At 57.1% G+C, this 19,115-nt stretch carries 17 protein-coding genes; 9 read left to right on the top strand and 8 right to left on the bottom strand.

The features are described from left to right. The first annotated feature begins 15 nt into the window (after positions 1 to 15). A complete protein-coding gene (locus AC2FIO_RS10915; RefSeq protein ID WP_496697564.1) occupies positions 16 to 1,287 on the top strand; it encodes a PP2C family protein-serine/threonine phosphatase in 1,272 nt (423 codons plus the stop codon). On the opposite strand, the gene AC2FIO_RS10910 is transcribed toward AC2FIO_RS10915, so the two are convergent. Then, on the bottom strand, positions 1,284 to 1,727 hold the full coding sequence (locus AC2FIO_RS10910; protein WP_496697562.1) for an NUDIX hydrolase: 444 nt from the start codon (positions 1,725 to 1,727) through the stop codon (positions 1,284 to 1,286). The two genes, AC2FIO_RS10915 and AC2FIO_RS10910, sit on opposite strands and share 4 nt — an antisense overlap. Positions 1,728 to 1,803: 76 nt before the next feature. Here AC2FIO_RS10910 and hslO point away from each other — a divergent pair, with 76 nt between their 5' ends. The 8 genes from hslO to AC2FIO_RS10870 all read left to right on the top strand — a co-directional run bounded on the left by hslO (position 1,804) and on the right by AC2FIO_RS10870 (position 11,025). Beyond that, the gene (gene hslO, locus AC2FIO_RS10905; protein WP_472722514.1) at positions 1,804 to 2,781 is read left to right on the top strand and encodes an Hsp33 family molecular chaperone HslO; all 978 of its coding nucleotides are present in this window, start codon (positions 1,804 to 1,806) and stop codon (positions 2,779 to 2,781) included. Next, positions 2,765 to 3,370, top strand: a complete 606-nt coding sequence (locus tag AC2FIO_RS10900; protein ID WP_496697560.1) for a CoA pyrophosphatase — start codon at positions 2,765 to 2,767, stop codon at positions 3,368 to 3,370. Before hslO ends, AC2FIO_RS10900 begins: the two co-directional genes overlap by 17 nt. Continuing rightward, the gene (locus AC2FIO_RS10895; protein ID WP_496697558.1) at positions 3,367 to 4,521 is read left to right on the top strand and encodes a CCA tRNA nucleotidyltransferase; all 1,155 of its coding nucleotides are present in this window, start codon (positions 3,367 to 3,369) and stop codon (positions 4,519 to 4,521) included. The genes AC2FIO_RS10900 and AC2FIO_RS10895 overlap by 4 nt, the downstream gene beginning before the upstream one ends. Before the next feature lie 190 nt (positions 4,522 to 4,711). Next, the gene (locus tag AC2FIO_RS10890) at positions 4,712 to 6,550 is read left to right on the top strand and encodes an ABC transporter ATP-binding protein (protein WP_496697557.1); all 1,839 of its coding nucleotides are present in this window, start codon (positions 4,712 to 4,714) and stop codon (positions 6,548 to 6,550) included. Beyond that, the gene (locus AC2FIO_RS10885) at positions 6,547 to 8,379 is read left to right on the top strand and encodes an ABC transporter ATP-binding protein (RefSeq protein ID WP_282170603.1); all 1,833 of its coding nucleotides are present in this window, start codon (positions 6,547 to 6,549) and stop codon (positions 8,377 to 8,379) included. Before AC2FIO_RS10890 ends, AC2FIO_RS10885 begins: the two co-directional genes overlap by 4 nt. 39 nt (positions 8,380 to 8,418) lie before the next feature. Continuing rightward, positions 8,419 to 9,642, top strand: coding sequence for a class I SAM-dependent RNA methyltransferase (locus AC2FIO_RS10880; protein ID WP_496697554.1), 1,224 nt, complete (start codon positions 8,419 to 8,421; stop codon positions 9,640 to 9,642). A gap of 21 nt (positions 9,643 to 9,663) precedes the next feature. Next, positions 9,664 to 10,449, top strand: a complete 786-nt coding sequence (locus AC2FIO_RS10875) for an ion transporter (RefSeq protein ID WP_472722519.1) — start codon at positions 9,664 to 9,666, stop codon at positions 10,447 to 10,449. Positions 10,450 to 10,506: 57 nt separating this feature from the next. After that, positions 10,507 to 11,025: a L,D-transpeptidase family protein gene (locus AC2FIO_RS10870; RefSeq protein WP_496697551.1), complete on the top strand. Its 519-nt coding sequence runs from the start codon at positions 10,507 to 10,509 to the stop codon at positions 11,023 to 11,025. Here AC2FIO_RS10870 and AC2FIO_RS10865 read toward each other — a convergent pair. From AC2FIO_RS10865 to cysQ, 7 genes are all read right to left on the bottom strand, one after another. Further along, positions 11,009 to 12,454 carry a nodulation protein NodH gene (locus AC2FIO_RS10865; RefSeq protein ID WP_496697549.1) on the bottom strand — a complete coding sequence of 482 codons (1,446 nt, stop codon included), beginning with the start codon at positions 12,452 to 12,454 and terminating at the stop codon, positions 11,009 to 11,011. The genes AC2FIO_RS10870 and AC2FIO_RS10865 overlap by 17 nt on opposite strands. A 6-nt stretch (positions 12,455 to 12,460) precedes the next feature. Beyond that, positions 12,461 to 14,161, bottom strand: a complete 1,701-nt coding sequence (locus AC2FIO_RS10860; protein ID WP_496697547.1) for a DUF5927 domain-containing protein — start codon at positions 14,159 to 14,161, stop codon at positions 12,461 to 12,463. Next, entirely contained in the window at positions 14,158 to 15,144 is a 987-nt protein-coding gene (locus AC2FIO_RS10855; protein WP_496697545.1) for a glycosyltransferase family 2 protein, read from the bottom strand. Before AC2FIO_RS10855 ends, AC2FIO_RS10860 begins: the two co-directional genes overlap by 4 nt. A 147-nt stretch (positions 15,145 to 15,291) precedes the next feature. Next, positions 15,292 to 16,350: a glycosyltransferase family 2 protein gene (locus tag AC2FIO_RS10850; RefSeq protein ID WP_496697544.1), complete on the bottom strand. Its 1,059-nt coding sequence runs from the start codon at positions 16,348 to 16,350 to the stop codon at positions 15,292 to 15,294. 7 nt (positions 16,351 to 16,357) lie between these two features. After that, positions 16,358 to 17,341 (bottom strand): UDP-glucose 4-epimerase GalE, encoded by a 984-nt coding sequence (gene galE, locus AC2FIO_RS10845; protein ID WP_496697542.1) that lies wholly within the window; start codon positions 17,339 to 17,341, stop codon positions 16,358 to 16,360. Between the two features lie 68 nt (positions 17,342 to 17,409). Continuing rightward, positions 17,410 to 18,210 carry a 3-deoxy-manno-octulosonate cytidylyltransferase gene (locus tag AC2FIO_RS10840; protein ID WP_472722525.1) on the bottom strand — a complete coding sequence of 267 codons (801 nt, stop codon included), beginning with the start codon at positions 18,208 to 18,210 and terminating at the stop codon, positions 17,410 to 17,412. Then, on the bottom strand, positions 18,210 to 19,007 hold the full coding sequence (gene cysQ, locus AC2FIO_RS10835) for a 3'(2'),5'-bisphosphate nucleotidase CysQ (RefSeq protein ID WP_496697539.1): 798 nt from the start codon (positions 19,005 to 19,007) through the stop codon (positions 18,210 to 18,212). The genes AC2FIO_RS10840 and cysQ overlap by 1 nt, the downstream gene beginning before the upstream one ends. Between the last annotated feature and the right edge of the window lie 108 nt (positions 19,008 to 19,115).

Raw genomic sequence — 19,115 nt, 5'->3', positions numbered from 1 at the left:
GGGTAGAGGGTTAAGGTGACGAGGGTCAGTCAGGCAGACAGTGGATCAGATCTGGATTTTGGTGTGATCCAAAAGGTGCTTGTCGTCGATGACAGCCGCCTGCAGCGCCGTATTCTGGTCGCCTCGCTCAAGAAATGGGGCTTCGACGTGCTTGAGGCCGATAGCGGCGACGTTGCGATTGAAATGTGTGCGTCGGACCCGCCGGATCTTGTCCTCAGCGATTGGGTGATGCCTGGGATGAGCGGGCTGGATTTCTGCAAGGCGTTCCGCGCCTTGGACAACAAGCAATACAGCTATTTCATCCTGCTGACCTCCAAAAGCGAAAAGCAAGAAGTGGCGCGCGGCCTGGATGCCGGTGCGGATGATTTTCTGATCAAACCGCTTGAGGCGGATGAACTGCGGGCGCGTATATCAGCCGGTGCGCGTATTCTGGATATGCAGCGCGAATTGTCCAAGAAAAACCAATTGATCGAAACCGCGCTTGAAGAACTGCGCGTCGCCCATGACGCGATCGACAAGGACCTGATCCAAGCACGCAAGATACAGGAATCGCTGGTACCCGAGCTGACGCGCGATTTCGGCAAGTCCCGGGTCAGCATGTTGCTGAAACCCTGCGGTCATATCGGCGGCGATCTGGTGGGGATGTTCTCTCCGGGTGTGAACAGGCTTGGGTTCTACAGTATCGATGTGTCCGGGCATGGCATCACGTCTGCGATGATGACTGCACGCTTGGGGGGCTATCTGTCCAGCAATCATTTTGATCAGAACGTGGCGATGGCGCGGCGGTTCGACAAATTTTATGCTCTGCTACCGCCGGAAGAAGTAGCCGAAACCCTGAACTCGCGACTGATGGCGGATACGGGGATCGAAGAGTACTTCACGATGGTCTATGCCATCGTAGACTTGCGCAACGGGCATGTGAAAATGGTACAGGCCGGGCACCCGCACCCGCTGCTGCTATGTCAGGACGGCAGAACGGAATTTCTGGGCGAAGGCGGGTTGCCTATCGGATTGCTACCGGACGTCACGTTTCAGCGGACCGAATTCTACATGCAACCCGGCGACAGGCTATTGCTGTATTCCGATGGGTTCACAGAATGCAGTCTCGCCGACGGTGGCCTGCTGGACGAGGATGGCTTGCGGCAGATGGCGCTGGATTGCGGGCCGGATCGAAACGGAACGGAGTTCCTGGACGATATGTTCTGGCGGCTGACGCAAGCGATGGCACCTGGCCGAGGTATGGATGATGATGTTTCGGCTGTTTTCTTTGAATACAACGGACACTAAAGCCGCTGTTCATGCAGCCCGGCAAAGTGGCGATCTCCGTCATTGCCCAGCAATTGGACCGCATCGGCGGTGTCCATCCATATGGCTTCATGGAACGGCTCAGACGGTGGACCCATGCGCTGGATGGGACGCGCGCGATAGATATGGCACAGCTTTTCGGCCCACAAATCGTATTCGGGCATATAAGTGAACCGACGAAAAGCGCCGATGCGGCGGGGCGACGCGATCAACCAGCCGGTTTCCTCGAACACTTCTCGGTGCAGGGCAGTGATGGGTGATTCGCCCGGATCAATTCCGCCGCCGGGCAATTGCAGATCGGGTCTGGGTTCTGTCTGACAGGTCAGCAAAAGGCTGCGGCCTCGGGGCAGCAACGCATAAACACCCACCCGGCGTGTATATGTTCGCCCGGCCTGAGGGGTTTCACCAAACCGTCTGATCATGTATGGCCCCTTAAAACCCGAATAGTTCGACCTATATGCTGGCGGTATGCCAACCTGTGGCGTGTAAGGAAACCCCATGTCTCTTGGAACAAAAATCGCGTGGGACGACACCGTCCTGCCCTTTCAACTTGATGTATCGGATATGCGCGGCCGCGTGGCCCGTCTGGATGGTGTGCTTGATGGCATCCTGAGCCAGCATGACTATCCAGAAAAGGTCGAGGCTCTGGTGGCCGAGATGGCCCTGCTGACCGCATTGATCGGCCAGACAGTAGCGCTGCGCTGGAAGCTGTCCCTGCAGGTTCAGTCTAAAGGTCCGGTGCGCATGATTGCGACCGACTATTATGCGCCTCAGCAAGAGGGGGAGTCGGCCCGCATTCGCGCCTATGCCAGCTTTGACCGCGACCGTCTGACCGATAGTGCGCCGTTCGATCAAGTGGGTGAGGGGTATTTTGCCATCATGATCGATCAGGGTGAGGGGACCCAGCCGTATCAGGGGATCACCCCCCTGGCCGGTGGGTCGCTGAGTGCCTGTGCCGAGGCGTATTTCGCCCAGTCGGAACAGTTACCGACCCGGTTTTCGCTGAGCTTCGGCAAATCGACCGAACCCGGCGTTGGCGAACATTGGCGCGCCGGTGGTGTCATGCTGCAGCACATGCCTAAGGCTTCGCCCTTCGTGGCATCCAGCGAGGGCGACGGAAACATCCTGACAGCGGATGACCTTGTCGATGGTGAAGAAGGTGAAAACTGGGGCCGCGTCAACATCCTGCTGGATACGGTCGACGATTTGGAACTGATCGGTCCGTCGATTGCACCCACGGATCTGTTGGTCCGGCTGTTTCATGAGGAACAGCCGCGGGTATACGATGCGCAGTCAGTGCAATTCGGCTGTACCTGTTCAGAAGACCGTGTTCGTCAGAGCCTGTCGATCTATTCGGCCAAGGACATCGAAAAGATGACCACGCCCGAAGGCGACGTGACGGCTGATTGTCAGTTCTGCGGTGCACATTACGTGCTGGATCCTACTACGGTCGGATTTGATGCTGACAACGCCTGATCCAACTGATCAGCTGCGGGCGGCCTTGCGTCGCCCCGGCAACGGGTCCAGTGATTTTGACCTGAATCCCGATTTTGCCCTACCTGAGGGTCGCAAACTGCGCCCTGCCGGTGTTTTGGTTCCGATTTCAGTAGCAGATGGTGCCCCGCGCTTGATTTTGACCAAGCGATCCTCGGCGCTTAAGCATCACCCGGGGCAGATAGCGTTCCCAGGTGGTAAGCAGGATAACGGCGATGCGGACGTGACTGCCACTGCATTGCGTGAGGCGCGCGAAGAGATCGGACTGCCGCAGGAAATGCCGGAAATTCTTGGCCACCTACCGACGCATGAAACAGTGACCTCATTCACCGTCACACCTGTGGTGGCGATCCTGCGGAAACCTTTCCAACCCGTGCCTGAGCCGGGCGAAGTGGCCGAGGTGTTTTCAGTTCCACTTGCACATGTGCTCAACCCTGCGAATTATATCGTTGAATCGCGCCGCTGGCGCGGACAAAGGCGGTATTACTTCACGGTACCATTCGGCCCTTATTACATCTGGGGCGCAACAGCCCGAATTTTGCGGGGATTGGCAGCACGGATCAACGAATGACGCAAATCACAGAAGACTGGGTGACGGAACCGGCAACACAACGGGTCTGTGCTGCCCTAACCGATTCCGGGTACCAAGCCTTGTTTGTGGGTGGATGTGTACGTAACGCGCTGTTGGGCGCCACGGTATCGGATATCGACATCGCCACAAATGCGCGGCCCGACACAGTGGTAGAGCTGGCGCAGAAAGCAGGGCTTAAGGCCATACCCACAGGGATTGATCACGGCACAATCACCGTGGTTAGTCAGGGTATCCCGCATGAGATCACTACCTTTCGCCGTGATGTTGAAACGGATGGCCGTCGCGCCGTCGTCGCCTTTTCCGACAAGGTCGAAGAGGATGCCGCACGTCGCGATTTCACGATGAACGCGATATATGCACGGCCCGACGGGACAATCTTGGACCCTCTGAACGGTTTGCCAGACCTGCAAGCGCGCCGCGTCCGGTTCATCGGCACTGCGGCGAACCGCATTCGCGAGGATTATCTGCGTTCGCTGCGCTATTTCCGGTTTCACGCCTGGTATGGCGATGTCGAGGCAGGGTTCGATCCCGACGCTCTCGCCGCCATTGCGTCCAACCTGGACGGGCTGGCCGGCTTGTCGCGCGAACGCGTGGGCGCTGAGCTTTTGAAGCTTCTGGGCGCACCAGACCCCGCGCCGTCCGTCGCCGCAATGCGCAGCGCCGGAGTACTGGTGCAGCTATTGCCGGGTGCTGATGATCGTGCATTGGCCCCGTTGATTGCATTGGAACAGCAGGCAGGCGCTGATCCGGAACCGGTGCGGCGACTGGCGGCAATTGCACCGCCGGAAGTCGCAAAAACCCTGCGCCTGAGCCGCGCGCAATTGCAGCGCCTGACCCGAATGCGGGATGAGGCGTCCAGCCCGGCCAGCTTTGCCGAATTGGGATTTCGGTACGGTGAAGCAGACGGGCTGCACGAAGCGCTGTTGCGATGTTCTTTTTTGGAAATGCCTTGGTTAGACTCGATAAAACACGATCTCCACGTTGGTGCGGGCGCGACCTTCCCGATTAAGGCAACCGATCTGATCCCCGAGTTCACCGGTCCTGCGCTGGGCAAGAAACTGGCCGATCTTGAGGCGAAGTGGATCGCCTCGGGGTTCACACTGGGCCGCGAAGATCTGCTTGGCGGATAAAGGAAGTCTCAAAAGGGGATGACAAGTAAAAGAGTTTATGATTATTTGCCCCTGTCACATGAATGGAGGGATGCGAATGTATTACGGGATCTGGGACAGCTAAGGCTGGAACACTTTGACCCGTAAGGGTGGTGTTCTGACGCCATCTTTCTTCGCATGACTTACTTTTTGCTCAACCGGAGCACTCTCCATGTTTCGCTATTTCGAAAACCTCGTTGACCCTTTTGTTGCCTACAAGGAAGCCGACACGCCGCCGACGCGGTTGTGGCCATTCATGCTGGATTACTCGCAACCTTTCATGCGGGTGTTCTTCTGGGCTGGTTTAATCTCTGTCGTTGTTGCGGCAGTTGAAGTTGGCCTGATTTACTACATGGGCCGAGTGGTTGACCTGCTGTCGGGCCCTCCGGCCGAGGTCTGGCAGAACCACGGCACCGAATTTATCCTGGTCGCGGCGTTTGTGCTGCTGCTGCGCCCGATGCTGCATGTCGTGGATGTGCTGTTGTTAAACAACACGATCCTGCCGAACTTTGGCACCCTGATCCGCTGGCGTGCCCACAAACACGTTCTGCGCCAATCCGTTGGGTGGTTCGAAAATGACTTTGCCGGTCGGATTGCCAACCGGATCATGCAAACGCCGCCTGCCGCAGGCGAGGCTGTGTTTCAGGTGTTTGACGCCATCTCATTTTCGATCGCCTATCTGATTGGCGCGGCGATCCTGTTGATGGCGGCGGATCCACGGTTGCTGTTGCCACTGCTGATCTGGTTTGCGCTTTACGCCATACTGGTGCGCTGGACGGTGAAAAGGGTCGGTCCGGCTTCGCAGGCTGCGTCCGATGCGCGCTCGGCTGTGACGGGTCGGGTGGTGGACAGCTATACCAACATCCATTCGGTCAAGATGTTCGCCCATAACGAACAAGAGCTGGACTATGCCCGCGAAGCCATTGAAGAAACGCGTCGTACCTTTCAGGTCGAAATGCGGATTTTCACCATAATGGATGCGGTACTGGTCGCTCTGAACGGTTTGCTGATCGTCGGCGTGGTTGGTTGGGCCATTTCCCTGTGGATGCAAGGGAGTGCATCTGTGGGTGTCGTTGCGGCGGCGACTGCTTTGACCCTACGACTGAACGCGATGACTGGATGGATCATGTGGGCGCTGACCAGCTTCTTCCGTCAACTTGGTGTCGTGGCCGAAGGCATGCAGACCATTGCCCAGCCCGTTGACCTGTTGGATGTGCCGAATGCCAAGCCATTGCAGCTGAGCAAGGGTCAGATCGACATCCGTGATCTGTCACACCATTACGGTCGCAAGACCGGCGGGCTGGATCACATCAATCTGACCCTCAATCCGGGCGAAAAGATCGGTCTGATCGGGCGGTCCGGTGCGGGAAAATCGACCCTAGTTAAGTTGCTTTTGCGGTTTTACGACGTTGAACAGGGCGCGATCCTGATTGACGGTCAGGACATTTCCAGGGTCACGCAGGACAGTTTGCGCAGCCATATCGGTATGGTTCAGCAGGACAGCGCCCTGTTGCATCGGTCGGTGCGTGACAACATCCTCTATGGTCGCCCCGATGCCACTGAAGAACAGATGATCGCCGCCGCCAAACAGGCTGAGGCGCATGAGTTCATCCTTGATCTGCAAGACCCAGAAGGGCGCACGGGGTATGATGCGCATGTGGGCGAGCGGGGTGTGAAACTGTCCGGCGGTCAGCGGCAGCGCGTGACGCTGGCGCGGGTGATCCTGAAGGACGCACCCATTTTGCTGTTGGACGAGGCGACATCCGCTCTAGATTCCGAGGTCGAAGCGTCAATTCAGGAAACTCTCTACGGTATGATGCAAGGAAAAACCGTGATCGCCATCGCCCACCGGCTGAGCACCATCGCGCAGATGGACCGTATTTTGGTCATGGATGGTGGTCGGATCGTTGAAGAAGGCGGCCATTCCGAACTGTTGGCGCAAGGTGGGCTTTACGCCCAGTTCTGGGCGCGGCAATCTGGGGGCTTCCTGAATCCGGAGGCCGCTGAATGAGGATTGCCGACCTCATAAATCCGTTCAAGAACATCGAAACGCCCCCGCCGCAAACGCTGGGGGCGTTCATTCGCTGGTGCCTGTCTGGCGCATGGCCAATGATCTTCGTCGCAGCGTTTTTCTCGGCTACTGCGGGTGCGATGGAGGCGGGCACTGCGTGGATGCTGGGCCTGGTCATTGATGCAGCAACCACAAGCGGACCCGAGAACTTTCTGACCGCCAACAACGTCTGGATGATCCTTGGGGTCGTTGCGTTTTTCATGCTACTGCGGCCAGCCCTGTTCGGGCTTTCGTCGTTGACCAACAACTATATCGTCATGCCCAATATCACGCCGTTGGTTCTGGCCAAGCTGAACCGGTGGACGTTGGGCCAGTCGGTCACATATTTCGACGACGATTTTGCCGGGCGGATCGCGCAGAAGCAGATGCAAACATCCAACGCGATGGCGTCGGTGGTATCCGAGACGATCAGTGCGATCGTGTTTGCCTTGGCCTCGCTGGCGGGCTCATTACTTTTGTTAGGGTCTATTCATCCGCTGGTTATGCTGCCATTTGCGGCTTGGCTGGTCGTGTATTTCTTGCTTGTCCGTTGGTATCTGCCGCGCATCCGTAAACGCTCAGCGGCGCGGGCAGGCGCTCGCGCGATGGTGTCCGGGCAAGTTGTCGACACGATCACAAATATCAAGACCGTTAAACTGTTCGCCCATTCGGAATTCGAAGATCACGCCGCGCGAAATTCCATGGTTGATCTGCGTGAAAAGATGTTGGCGTTCGGAAGCCTGTCGGCCAGTTTCCGCTTTATCTTGATGCTGTTGGCCGGGGTTCTGCCGGTTTTGCTGATAGGTGCAACGCTGTGGCTGTGGCAAGCGGGGTCTGCGACAGCCGGTGACATTGTGGCCGCAGGTGCCATTTCCATCCGCATTGCCCAGATGACTGGCTGGGTCAGCTTCACCCTCATGGGTCTTTACGCCAATGTGGGTGAGATCGAGAACGGCATGAATACGCTGGCCAAGCGCGAACGGGTCGAGGATCAAACGGGCGCGGCGGAGTTGTCCGTGCCCGAAGGCCAGATCACCTTTGACCATGTCAGCTTTGCTTACGGTCGGGATGTTGGCGGTGTATCAGGCCTGAACATGACCGTGCATCCCGGTGAGAAACTGGGCATTGTCGGCGCTTCGGGGGCAGGGAAATCAACCTTGGTTTCGCTGCTGTTGCGCCTGTACGATGGTGAAAAGGGCACGATCTTGATAGATGGTCAGGACGTATCCGGAGTAACGCAGGACAGCTTGCGCCGTCAGATCGGCATGGTCACGCAGGAAACCGCAATGTTCAATCGGTCGGCGCGGGAGAATATTCTTTACGGCCGCCCTGACGCCTCGGAAGAGGAAATGATTGAGGCGGCCAAAAAGGCCGAGGCGCATGAATTCATCCTCAGCCTTCAGGATGCCCACGGCCGCATCGGCTATGACGCACATCTGGGCGAGCGCGGAGTGAAGCTTAGCGGTGGTCAGCGTCAGCGGATTGCTCTGGCGCGCGCCATTTTGAAGGATGCGCCTATATTGGTGCTGGATGAGGCAACCTCGGCACTGGATTCCGAGGTTGAGGCCTCGATCCAGACGGCTTTGCATCGGGTGATGCAAGGCAAGACGGTTCTGGCTATCGCGCACCGTCTGTCCACACTCAGCGAGATGGACCGGATTATTGTCCTGGACCAAGGGCGTATCGTGGAAACCGGCACACATGACGCGTTGTTGGACCAGGGCGGGCTATATGCCCGGTTCTGGCATCGTCAGTCAGGCGGGTTCATTCAGGCTGAAGCTGCGGAATAAGGGTTTTGTTGCCGGCCAAGCCCCGGTATCAGGCACCCCATGACGCAAACCTACACTATTACCCGCCTTGGTCATCAAGGCGACGGCATCGCTGATGGCCCCGTTTACGCTCCGCGCACCTTGCCGGGTGAGGTCGTCAGCGGCACGCTGCTGGATCAATTTCTGACAGATATCCGCGTCGAGACGCCCTCGGACCAGCGGATCAAGGCACCGTGTCGTCACTACAAGTCCTGTGGTGGATGCCAGTTGCAGCACGCGGCAGATGGATTCGTCGCAGATTGGAAAGTCGAAGTGGTGCGTACCGCGCTGGCCGCGCAAGGGTTGGAGGCGTTGATGCGCCCGATCCATACGTCGCCAGAACGGTCCCGCCGTCGCGCGACGATCTCGGTACGACGGACCAAAAAGGGCACTCTGGCCGGGTTCCATGGCCGTGCGTCAGACACGATCACTGAGATCCCGGATTGCCATTTGCTCGACCCGGCCCTAATCGCGGCCATTCCGGTGGCCGAAGCACTGGCGATTCTGGGTGGCAGCCGTAAAGGCGTGTTGGCGGTGACGCTAACCTTGTCCGAAGCCGGGCTTGATGTGGCGGTCAAAGGCGGCAAACCGCTGGACGGCCCGCTAGAGCTGGCTTTGGCACAAGCGACCGAGAAACACGGTCTTGCCCGGCTCAGCTGGGATGGTGAAGTAATTGCCATGCGCCAGCCACCCGTTCAGCGGTTTGGTCAGGCAAATGTTGTTCCGCCGCCCGGCGCGTTTCTGCAGGCGACAAAAGACGGAGAACAGGCTCTATTAAAGGCGGTTTCCGAAGCTGTGGTTGGTTCCAAGCGCGTTGTGGACCTGTTTGCCGGCAGCGGCACAATCTCTTTGCCTCTGGCAGAGGGGGCCGAAGTTCACGCCGTCGAGGGCGAAGCAGAGATGACGCAAGCGCTGGATCAAGGATGGCGTAGGGCGCAGGGCCTCAAACGGATAACGACCGAAGCACGGGACCTGTTTCGGCGACCGCTGATGCCGGATGAGCTAAAGTCTTTTGATGCTGTGGTGATCGACCCGCCACGCGCCGGGGCCGAGGCGCAAGTGACCGAACTGGCACAGGCCCTGCGCCCGGTGATTGCTTATGTGTCCTGCAACCCGGTGACCTTCGCCCGCGATGCAAAAATTCTTGTTAATGCGGGCTACACCCTTGAATGGGTACAGGTTGTTGACCAATTTCGATGGTCGTCACACACCGAACTTGCGGCACGGTTCACCCTGAACCCTTAAGACTTACAGGAGACTACCCGAATGGGGATCACCCAACGCCTGCTGACCCTTATCGAAGCACCAGCTTTCGGGAAGTTCATTACCGGTGTCATCATCTTCAACGCCGTGCTGTTGGGGATGGAGACATCACCCACCCTTATGGAAATTGCAGGTCCATTGATCGTAACACTGGACAGCCTTTGCCTGACTATTTTCGTTGTTGAAATTGCGATTAAACTGCTGGCTACAGGGCGCAGGTTTTTCACCAACGGTTGGAATGTCTTTGATTTCGTGATTGTCGGCATCGCTCTTGTACCGGGTGGGTCCGGCCTTTCGGTGCTGCGGGCATTGCGGATTTTGCGGGTGCTGCGCGTTATCTCGGTCGCGCCACGCCTGCGCCGCGTGGTTGAGGGTTTTATTTCGGCCTTGCCCGGCATGGCCAGCGTGTTCCTTCTTATGGCGATCCTGTTTTACATCGGTGCGGTGATTTCAACCAAACTGTTCTCGCAGACCTTCCCGGACTGGTTCGGCGATCTGGGCCTTTCAGCCTATACGCTGTTCCAGATCATGACGCTGGAAAGCTGGTCTATGGGGATCGTGCGCCCGGTAATGGAGATCTATCCTTACGCCTGGCTGTTCTTTGTGCCATTCATCATGGTGACCACTTTTGCGGTGGTAAACCTGCTGGTTGGTCTGATCGTGAATTCGATGCAAGACGCGCACCATGCCGAAGACGAAGTCAAAACCGATGCCTATCGCGACGAAGTGCTGGAGCGGCTTGAAAGCATCGAACGTCGCCTGACAGAGCAGCAAAATATCAAAAAGTGATTTCAGTTTTCACATTTTCTGGCATAATACAGAAAAAAAGAGCAGCAGGCAGTGAACATGGATCGTCGAGCATTTGGATTGGGTGCAATGGCAACGCTGAGCCTCTCAGCTTGTGCCTCGGCCAACCCCAGAATTCTAACTTACAACGGACCCGAAGTGACCTCTCTGGTCATCAACAAGGGCTCACGGAAACTATATCTTCTGCACAATGATAAGATCCTGAAAGAATACAGGGTTGATCTTGGATTTGCGCCCAACGGCACCAAAGCAAAGCGAGGCGATGGGCGTACGCCGGAAGGCAGCTACCTGATCGATCGGCGCAATCCCAATAGCCGCTATCATCTGTCGCTGGGGATCTCGTACCCGAATTCTGAAGATGTCGCGAAAGCGAAGGCCATGGGTGTCGATCCGGGCGGCGATATCTTTATCCACGGACAACCAAACCGTCGCAAAGAGCGTAAGCGCGCCAAAAAGACGTCGGATTGGACCGCGGGCTGCATCGCCGTCAAGAATGACGAGATCGAAGAGATCTATTCGATGGTAAACCGGGGCACGCTGATTACTCTGCGTCCCTAATCGGTTTCCAGGGCCCAAATCCGAACTGCATATAGTCACGCTGGTACGCCTGGGCGGCCAGCGTTTCCAGTTTGTCGTCATAAATCTCAGCCAGAGTGAATGGGGTATCCGGTTCACTGAGTTCGGGTAGGGGCGGTGTGTTGTGCCCCATCCGGCGCGCCAGGTCGGGCAGGGCTGTCGTGACCTCATCCTCCCTCAGGATCAGGTCGGGCAATGCGAAGGGCGCCATCCCCTCAAGGGCCTGCGACTGACTGCACCATGCCGCATCCACGCGTATGGCTGTCTGTTGGGCAAGATTCTGGCGCAGGAATGTCAGGAACGCCGAAAACGCCTCGTAATGCTGCTCAACCGGGTAATTGCCATCGCGCAATTGCCCGGGGATCGGAATCTTTAACCGGTTGCGCAGGACGTGTCGGATTTTCGGATAGGCGCCGGAACCTGTGTTGAGGACATGTCTGCAAAAGGCCCGATGCGCGCGCGCCAATGGGTGTTGCAGTACGGCGAACTTTCGATGCCCGGGATTGGAAAGAAACCACTGACGCGTCTGTTTCCTGTTCTGATTGGTCAGCAATTGTTCAACATCAACATGGTCCAGCGCGGCCATCCACCTTGCTACCGGGCTTTCCATTCCCCCGCGGATCGGCATGTACATCAGCGGCGTCTTTGGTGCGGCAACGTAATTCGCCACCAATGGACGTCGGCGTGGCTCAAAATTCGGAGTGCTGTGCAGGTTGAAGCTGTCGATTTGTGACAACGCCTGCTCCATCTCATCAGGGTTCGTCACCTTTGCCAGCGCCGGCTCGGGGTTTTGCGGTTTGAGTGTTTCGTCGATTGCCGACAGCCTGCCGGACACACCCAGCCAAGCGGCAAGACCATTCAACAAGTGCACCTGGTTCAGGTCTTCATAAGCAATGTAAAATGGGGTCTGGCCGCTTTGCTGCAAACGCTGCGACAGCATCAGGTGATATTCATGCTGCCGGTTCAGGTATTTCATGAACGCTTCGGCATCGAATTCGACCTGTGCTTCACGACGACGCTTAATGTTTTTCAGCTGCCACTGCTTGGTTTCGCGCGCAATCTTCAACGAGATGAAACTGTCCAGAGGGTTTCGGGTCAGAATGATCTTGGCGCAACGCGGATCGCCCAAAGCAGGCTCTAACACACGTGGATCATGTTCCTGAAAAAGGCGAAACCCGTTCAGTTCTCCTGGTGCCTGCCGGATTGCCTCAAGCAATGTAGAAGGGTCACGATCCCGCTCTTCCACCGAGATGCCCAGCAGGGTGTCGGATTTTAAGCGCCCGATGAAATGGGGATTGAACGCCTCGCCATAGCTGGTGACCCCTTCGATGGCGTTCAGGTTCGCCTCTAGCAAGTTGGAACCGGTCCGCATGGCTGCAAGAATGATAAAGTAGTCAAATTGGGGCGTCATTTATCTTTACTGCACCAGATAGGGTTTTCGATATGGCCGGACCCGGTCCGCAAAGCTGTCGTCCGGTGGGAAATCGCCCATGAGATAAGGGTGCATGCCCTGGTTCTTCAGGTTTTGCAGGAACTGGCCAAACCCGGACAGATCCACCATTTTTGGCGCTTCGGTCAGGTGGCTGGTTTGGGTGGTTCCGGTATCCTCGACCGCGGTCTGTAAAGGCTCGACCGGAGATTCAACGAATTCTGCCAACGTCCACCTGCGAACCCGCGCCTTGGTCCAGACAGAAGAAAGGATTTCCAGTTGTTTGGTTTCGATCTGCTGCAGCCGGGCGGCCTCGGCGCGGATATCGGCAAAGTTCAGGTTTGATCTAAACAGCGGGATTGCCCAGGCCCCGGTTATGACGGAAATCAGCGCATTCTTGTCCCGAGCCAAGAGCCAGTTGATCTCTTGTGTGTCAGCGGGGCCGAACTGAAAACACTGTTTTTCGCCACGCGTGTTCCATATCAGGTTCGAAAGGAAAGCCGTTGGGTTGTAGTCCCGCAGCTTTGCGCAATCGCTGAGGCCGCCGTTGACGATGGTTTCTCCGCCGGCGAATTCAGCGCGCTTCGGGTCAAACAGATGCCCGTGGACACGCGCGCCAGTGATGTTGCTCAACCAGGGTTCAAAATCTTCGAACACTTCGGAAAAGCCCTGAAAAACCGAATACGGAGAGGACGTCAGCCCGTTTTCGTTGCCGTGCCGTGGAAACCGGCTTTGCATGTACAACCCGTCACGCCCACGTGTGCGCCGTTCGACCGCTTTGGAAAACACCCGGTCAATTTTGCTTGGGTTGGGCTCTGTGGGTTTCATGGCGCCTGCCTGATCGGTCAGAAAGGCCTGATACAGGCGATCCGCGTTGGGCCATGCTTTACGGGCAACAAAACAGTCGGACCTGCGCAGTAGCTGCAAGTGGTCGTCATAGAAAATATGTGGACGACCTTGATAGTCGAACTTGGATAGGGTCAGAGACCGGCTTTCGATGTGGGTAGAATACAGGCGCGCCAGCGTCTGGAAATAGCTTTCGTCGGGGATCCAGACGCGCCGGAAATACCGATCATAAGTCTCGCGCTTTGGATCCTGCAATATGGCCGACAGGGTTTGGCGGGTCAGACACCACCACTGGCTACCCATATGCGGCACAAGCCCTTCGGGTATGTGGCGTCGAATGCGCAACGCGCGTTGCAGTTTCACATAGGCGTCAAACAGTTTGCGGTTCTTGCGCCACGAGAACGGAAATCTCAGGGTAAAGCGTTCCTGATCCAAGCCTCCGATGGTCCAGCTCACATCAGAGGTAGTGGCGCTTTCGATGAAATCCACGCGCGGCCTGTCCGAGAGGTAATTGACCAGTTCATCCACTGGCCGCAAAGGAAGACAGGACCCCGAAGTCAGGAAAACATGGCGCACATCGGGAAATGTCTCAAGCATCAGTGCGGCGGCTGACTGCGAGGCGGCAACGATGCCCCACCCACCCCAGTTGCAGACATGACGGTCAGAAAACCGGATAAGCGGGTCATTCGCACAGGCGGCAACGAATTCCGCATAGACCTTGTTTGGCACCTTGCGGTCCACATGGATCACCACCGGGCACCCCGAAGACGTCCAGTGGCGGGCCACTTGCCCGGCACGGTTCAGCGCGGTGTGAACCAGCATAATGATGCCCAGATTGCTCATGCCCAGTTTCCTTTTGACATGAGGCCTAAAATCTCAAGTTGTCGCCAGTTGATATAAGCTTCGGACTTGTCGCACCAGAACTCGGGCATGTCCGCCAAATGTTCGGCATAGGCGCGATATTCGTCAGAGCTGCGGTAATGCTGGCCGCGCTCCATCTCTTCCTGGGCCTTCTCGCCCAATGTGCTGATAAGTTTGGCGTGCAACAACGCACCGCTTGTTTTTTCACCACCCCATTCATCAAATACCTGGTTCAATCCGCGCGGCAACAACGCATGGGTCGAGCTGACATAGACATAGCGCTTGTCCCATTTCACCAAAGGAATCTTGTTTAGCGCAGGCGCTTTTTTCGGCGTGTCCTTAAAGAACACACGCGCGCGAGGTCCGCCTTGAATCCAGAGATTTCCGTAGGTCGGGTTCTTTGTAATCGAATAATTTCCTGCATCAAACCATTTGGCGATTTCGAACGGGTTTTGCCCCTCGGAATAGATGGCGTCTTCGACCGGCCCTTCGGGATACATGTCGATCAGCATTGCGCTGAAACTGCGCACGGCGCAGCCGTCCAGCCAGTCAGTCAGGGCGCGGATCGGCCGGGTATCGCAGAATGGATAGATGAAGAATTCGTCCGGGTCGACGGTCAGAACCCAGTGGCGGTGCGCATATTTGCGCAACAGATAGTTTGTCCAGTCCACCCCAAACGACGCACGCCTATAGCTTGCATCAGCGCGCCAGACCGACACATCGGGTTGACCCGCCAGATATTCCAGTGATCCGTCATTGCTGGCGTTATCAACGAACAGAAAATGGTTGATGCCCAGCTGCCGGTAGTAGGTCAGAAAATACGGCAGGCGAATTTTCTCATTCCGTATGACGCTGACTAGCAGGACGTCTTTCCGTGTTATAGAATTTGTATTTACGGAAACGGGATCAAGGTCGCGCCGCTTTCGAAGGCAACGCAATATACGGCGCTTGCGCCGCAATCTCATTCGGTATGAATCCAATAGGCCCACGCGACTGCCCAACCTTTGTTAATTACGCGAGCGTGCCCGGAGCCTTTACAAGCCAGAGTGGTACCGGACAATTGCCGTTTTATGCCATTTTTCCGTCTTTCGAAGCAACGACTTTAAAAACCGTTAGTTCGAGTTGTGGCTTTCCCAGTCAATTGTTCCCATCAGACCCAGTTGCTGCAATGAGTTCCAACCGGTGTATCGCTTGGACTCTGGCGCCCACATGACGGGGCGATCCGTGATGCCGTCATAGTAGTCTGCAAACTGTTCGGGATCGTGAAAGTGTTGCCGGCGCTCTTTCTCGATCTTTGATTTTTCCACAACTTCGGGCAGGAATTTGGTGTGTAACAAGACACCAGATGGTGCTGTGCCGCCGGGCCCTCCGTAACTGGCGTTCAGATGTCGTGGCAATGCGGAATGGCACGAATTCACATAGGCGTTGCGCCGCGACCACCGGACCAACGGGATTTTGTTAAGCGTCGGGGATCGGCGTGGGGCGTCGGCAAAGAACATACGCTCGCGCGCGCCGCCCTGCACCCAAAGGTTGCCGAGCGGGCTTTGCCGTTGTGTCCGGTAGGGCGCGGCATCAAACCAACTCACCACCTCGGTCGGGTCGGTTTCAGGATCGTAGCCTTGTTCCCCCAACGGGCCTTTGGGATAAAGATCCAGCATCAGCGCGCCAAACTCTACACGTCCCTGATCATCTAACCATTTCGTCAGGTCCGGTAGGGGCCGGGTGTCATGATCGGGGTAAATCAACAACTCATCCGCATCGACCATCAGAGTCCAGTGGTGGTGCCCATAGCGCATTTGCAACCAAGTCAGCCAATCCAACCCATAGCGCGACGTGCGATAGCTGTCCCGGGTCTGCCACAGTGACACGTCCGGCTGTTCCTTGAGAAAGGGCGCCGAGCCATCGTCGCTGTCGTTGTCGACGATCAGAAAGTGATCAACCCCCAATGCGCGATAATGGCGCAGGAACCAGGGCAGGCGGGTGATTTCATTGCGCAGCGTGGTGAAGGCCAGGATACCACCGGGTTTAATGTTCGCCGTGCGGTCGCTCAGACAAGACAATTGATGGCGGCTGCGAAAGGACCGCCACAACAACCGCTGTCGTTTTAGCCGAAGCTTGTACATTTGCACCCATGAGATGGGCGGAAGCGTTTCTTCCCCTGTACCAGTCACAACAGGCTCATTTCTCGTAGTGACCGTTCTGATGCCAGCGCCACGCATCGGCAATCATCGTCTCTAACGAGGACCTTTTGGGGGACCAGCCAAGATCCTCGTCAGCGCGCACAGAACCAGAGACCAACTTTGTGCAATCTCCAGCCCGGCGCGGTCCAATCGAATAGGGCACGTCGCGGTTGGTGACGGCGTTGGAGTGGCTAATCACCTCCATCACCGAAAACCCCGATCCGGTGCCCAGGTTGAAGACGCGGCTGTCTTTGCCTTGTTCCAACCAGTTCAATCCCAAAACGTGAGCATCGACCAGATCGCAAACATGTACATAATCGCGGATGCAGGTGCCGTCTGGTGTTTCGTAGTCCGTCCCAAAAACGGTCAGCCCGTCGCGCTTGCCGTCGATGGCGTCCAGCATCAGCGGCACAAGGTGGGTTTCCGGGCGGTGGAACTCGCCCACCTCGCCATCAGGGTCGGCACCGGCCACGTTGAAATACCGGAAGATCACGTGGTTCAGCCCGTGCGCGGCCTCGAAATCGCGCAGGATATCTTCGATGGCACGTTTTGAGGCGCCGTATGCGTTCAGCGGCAGTTGCGGCGTGTCTTCGTCCAGCACCACATTGTCATGCTCGCCATAGGTGGCGCAGGTGGACGAGAATACAAAGTTCTCACATCCGGCGGCCACCGTGGCTTCGATCAAATTCAGCGAACCGGTCACGTTGTTGGACCAGTATTTGCCGGGCTCGGACATGGCCTCACCCACTTGGCTGAGGGCAGCAAAGTGCATTACGGCCACGGGTTCGTATTTGGCGAACACCTCATCCAGTCGAGCACGATCCAGCAGATCGCCCTGTTCGAACGGACCAAACTTCACCGCGTCCTGCCAGCCGGTAACGAGATTGTCGAAGGTCACAGGCGTGTAACCGGCTTGAGAAAGCGCCTTACAGGCATGAGATCCAATGTACCCGGCACCGCCAGTGACAAGAATATTTTTCATGATCGTTCCAAATTGCGGTGCCACGCCCGGTTAGACGCCGTCTTGCAAGGGGTTAAGGTGAAAATGGGTCAATCTAACCCCATAGCGGCCATCATCTCTTCGAGTTTCGGCACATCTTGTGGGTTGTTCAATTCCCAGAATTGGCGGCCCTTCGCCTCCACCTCAACGCACAGAACCTTGCGACCATTTTCCATGAAGCGCAGCTGTTCCAGCCCTTCCAATTGCTCCAAAGGTCCCACTGGCCAGGTTGGATAGGCTGACAGCGCATCGGGGCGATAGGCGTAGACGCCGACATGGTGAAACACCGGTGTCGGTTCGGGGCCAGCAAAAGTTTCGGCAGTAAAAGGCACGACTTCTTTCGAGAAATACATTGCGCTGTGATCGGTGGCAAATACGGCTGTTGTGCCGCCGACCCGTCCGTTTTTACGATCATTCAGCAGGCTGTTCAAAGCATCTCCGTCACAACGCAGAACTGGCGTTGCGACGCCGGCATCGGGCGCGGCGCGCAGACCGGCGATCAGGTCTTCGACAAACCAATGTGGTGTCAGTGGTGCATCCCCTTGCAGGTTCACCACGATCTCGTAGCCCGCACCCAGCGCAGTATGGGCCTCGGCGCAGCGCTCGGTGCCGTTACCGCAGGTCTCGGATGTCATTACCACCTCGGCCCCGAACCGCTCGGCCACGTCGCGGATTCGGTCGTCATCGGTGGCGACAACCACCTTGTCCACACCTGACACAGAACAGGCGGCGCGCCACGATCGTTCGATCAGGGTCATCGCGTTGCCGCTTGCCCCGGTCAGCGGAACCAGCGGCTTGCCAGGGTAGCGGGTCGAGGCATAGCGGGCGGGGATGGCAATCAATACGGACATCAGGCCTCCATCAGGTCAACGCCCGGAGCGTAGGCGATAAAGAACGGGTTTGCATAGCCGTCCTTGCCGTAGGTCAATGTCGAGTGGTCATCGAAACGAACAACCTTACCGCCCGCACCCGCCAAAACGGCGTGACCGGCGGCTGTGTCCCACTCCATCGTGCGCCCGACGCGGGGATAGAGGTCCGCTTCCCCTGTTGCGACCAGACAGAATTTCAGGGACGAGCCCGCGCTTTTGCTGTCCTTGACCTGATATTTATTGATGTAATCTTCGGTCGCCTGATCGCGGTGTGATTTTGACGCGACGATCAAAAGTGCCGAATTGTTTGGTTCAGACACCGAAATCGGGGTTACGTCACCGGCCTGTGCCTTGTTAAGCGCGCCGGTTTCTTCAACCGATTGACCGTCTGCTTGCGTGTAGAACATGCGCCCCTTGGCCGGTGCATACACAACGCCCCGAGTTGGCACTCCGTTTTCGACCAATGCGATGTTCACCGTGAAATCACCGCGCCGGTTGATGAATTCCTTGGTGCCGTCCAGCGGATCGACGATCAGGAATGTGTCGCCTTTTACGGAATGTGATGCGGCCTGTTCTTCGGTCACCAGCAGAATATCCGGGAACGCGGCGCGCAAGCCTGCCGATATCAGGGCATCGGCTGCCTCGTCCGCTTCGGTCACGGGGCTGGCGTCGGATTTGACTTTGACGTCGAAATCATCCGCCTCGTAGATCCGCATGATCGTGTCCCCGGCTTCCAGCGCCAGACGTCTGATTACGGGAATAAGGGCGTCGTAGGTCACAAAAATGCTCCGTTGCTGTAGTTTGTTGATCGAAATCCTTGTGGGCCTTATGATGCGGCGGTTACGGAACGGCAAGAATTTCGTGGCAGTTTGCAGGCAGTTCAGCGG

This window comes from Ruegeria sp. CDSB086 (genome assembly GCF_059611065.1).
The sequence above is the reverse complement of the archived record's forward strand: the minus strand, read 5'-3'. Positions and strand labels throughout refer to the sequence as shown.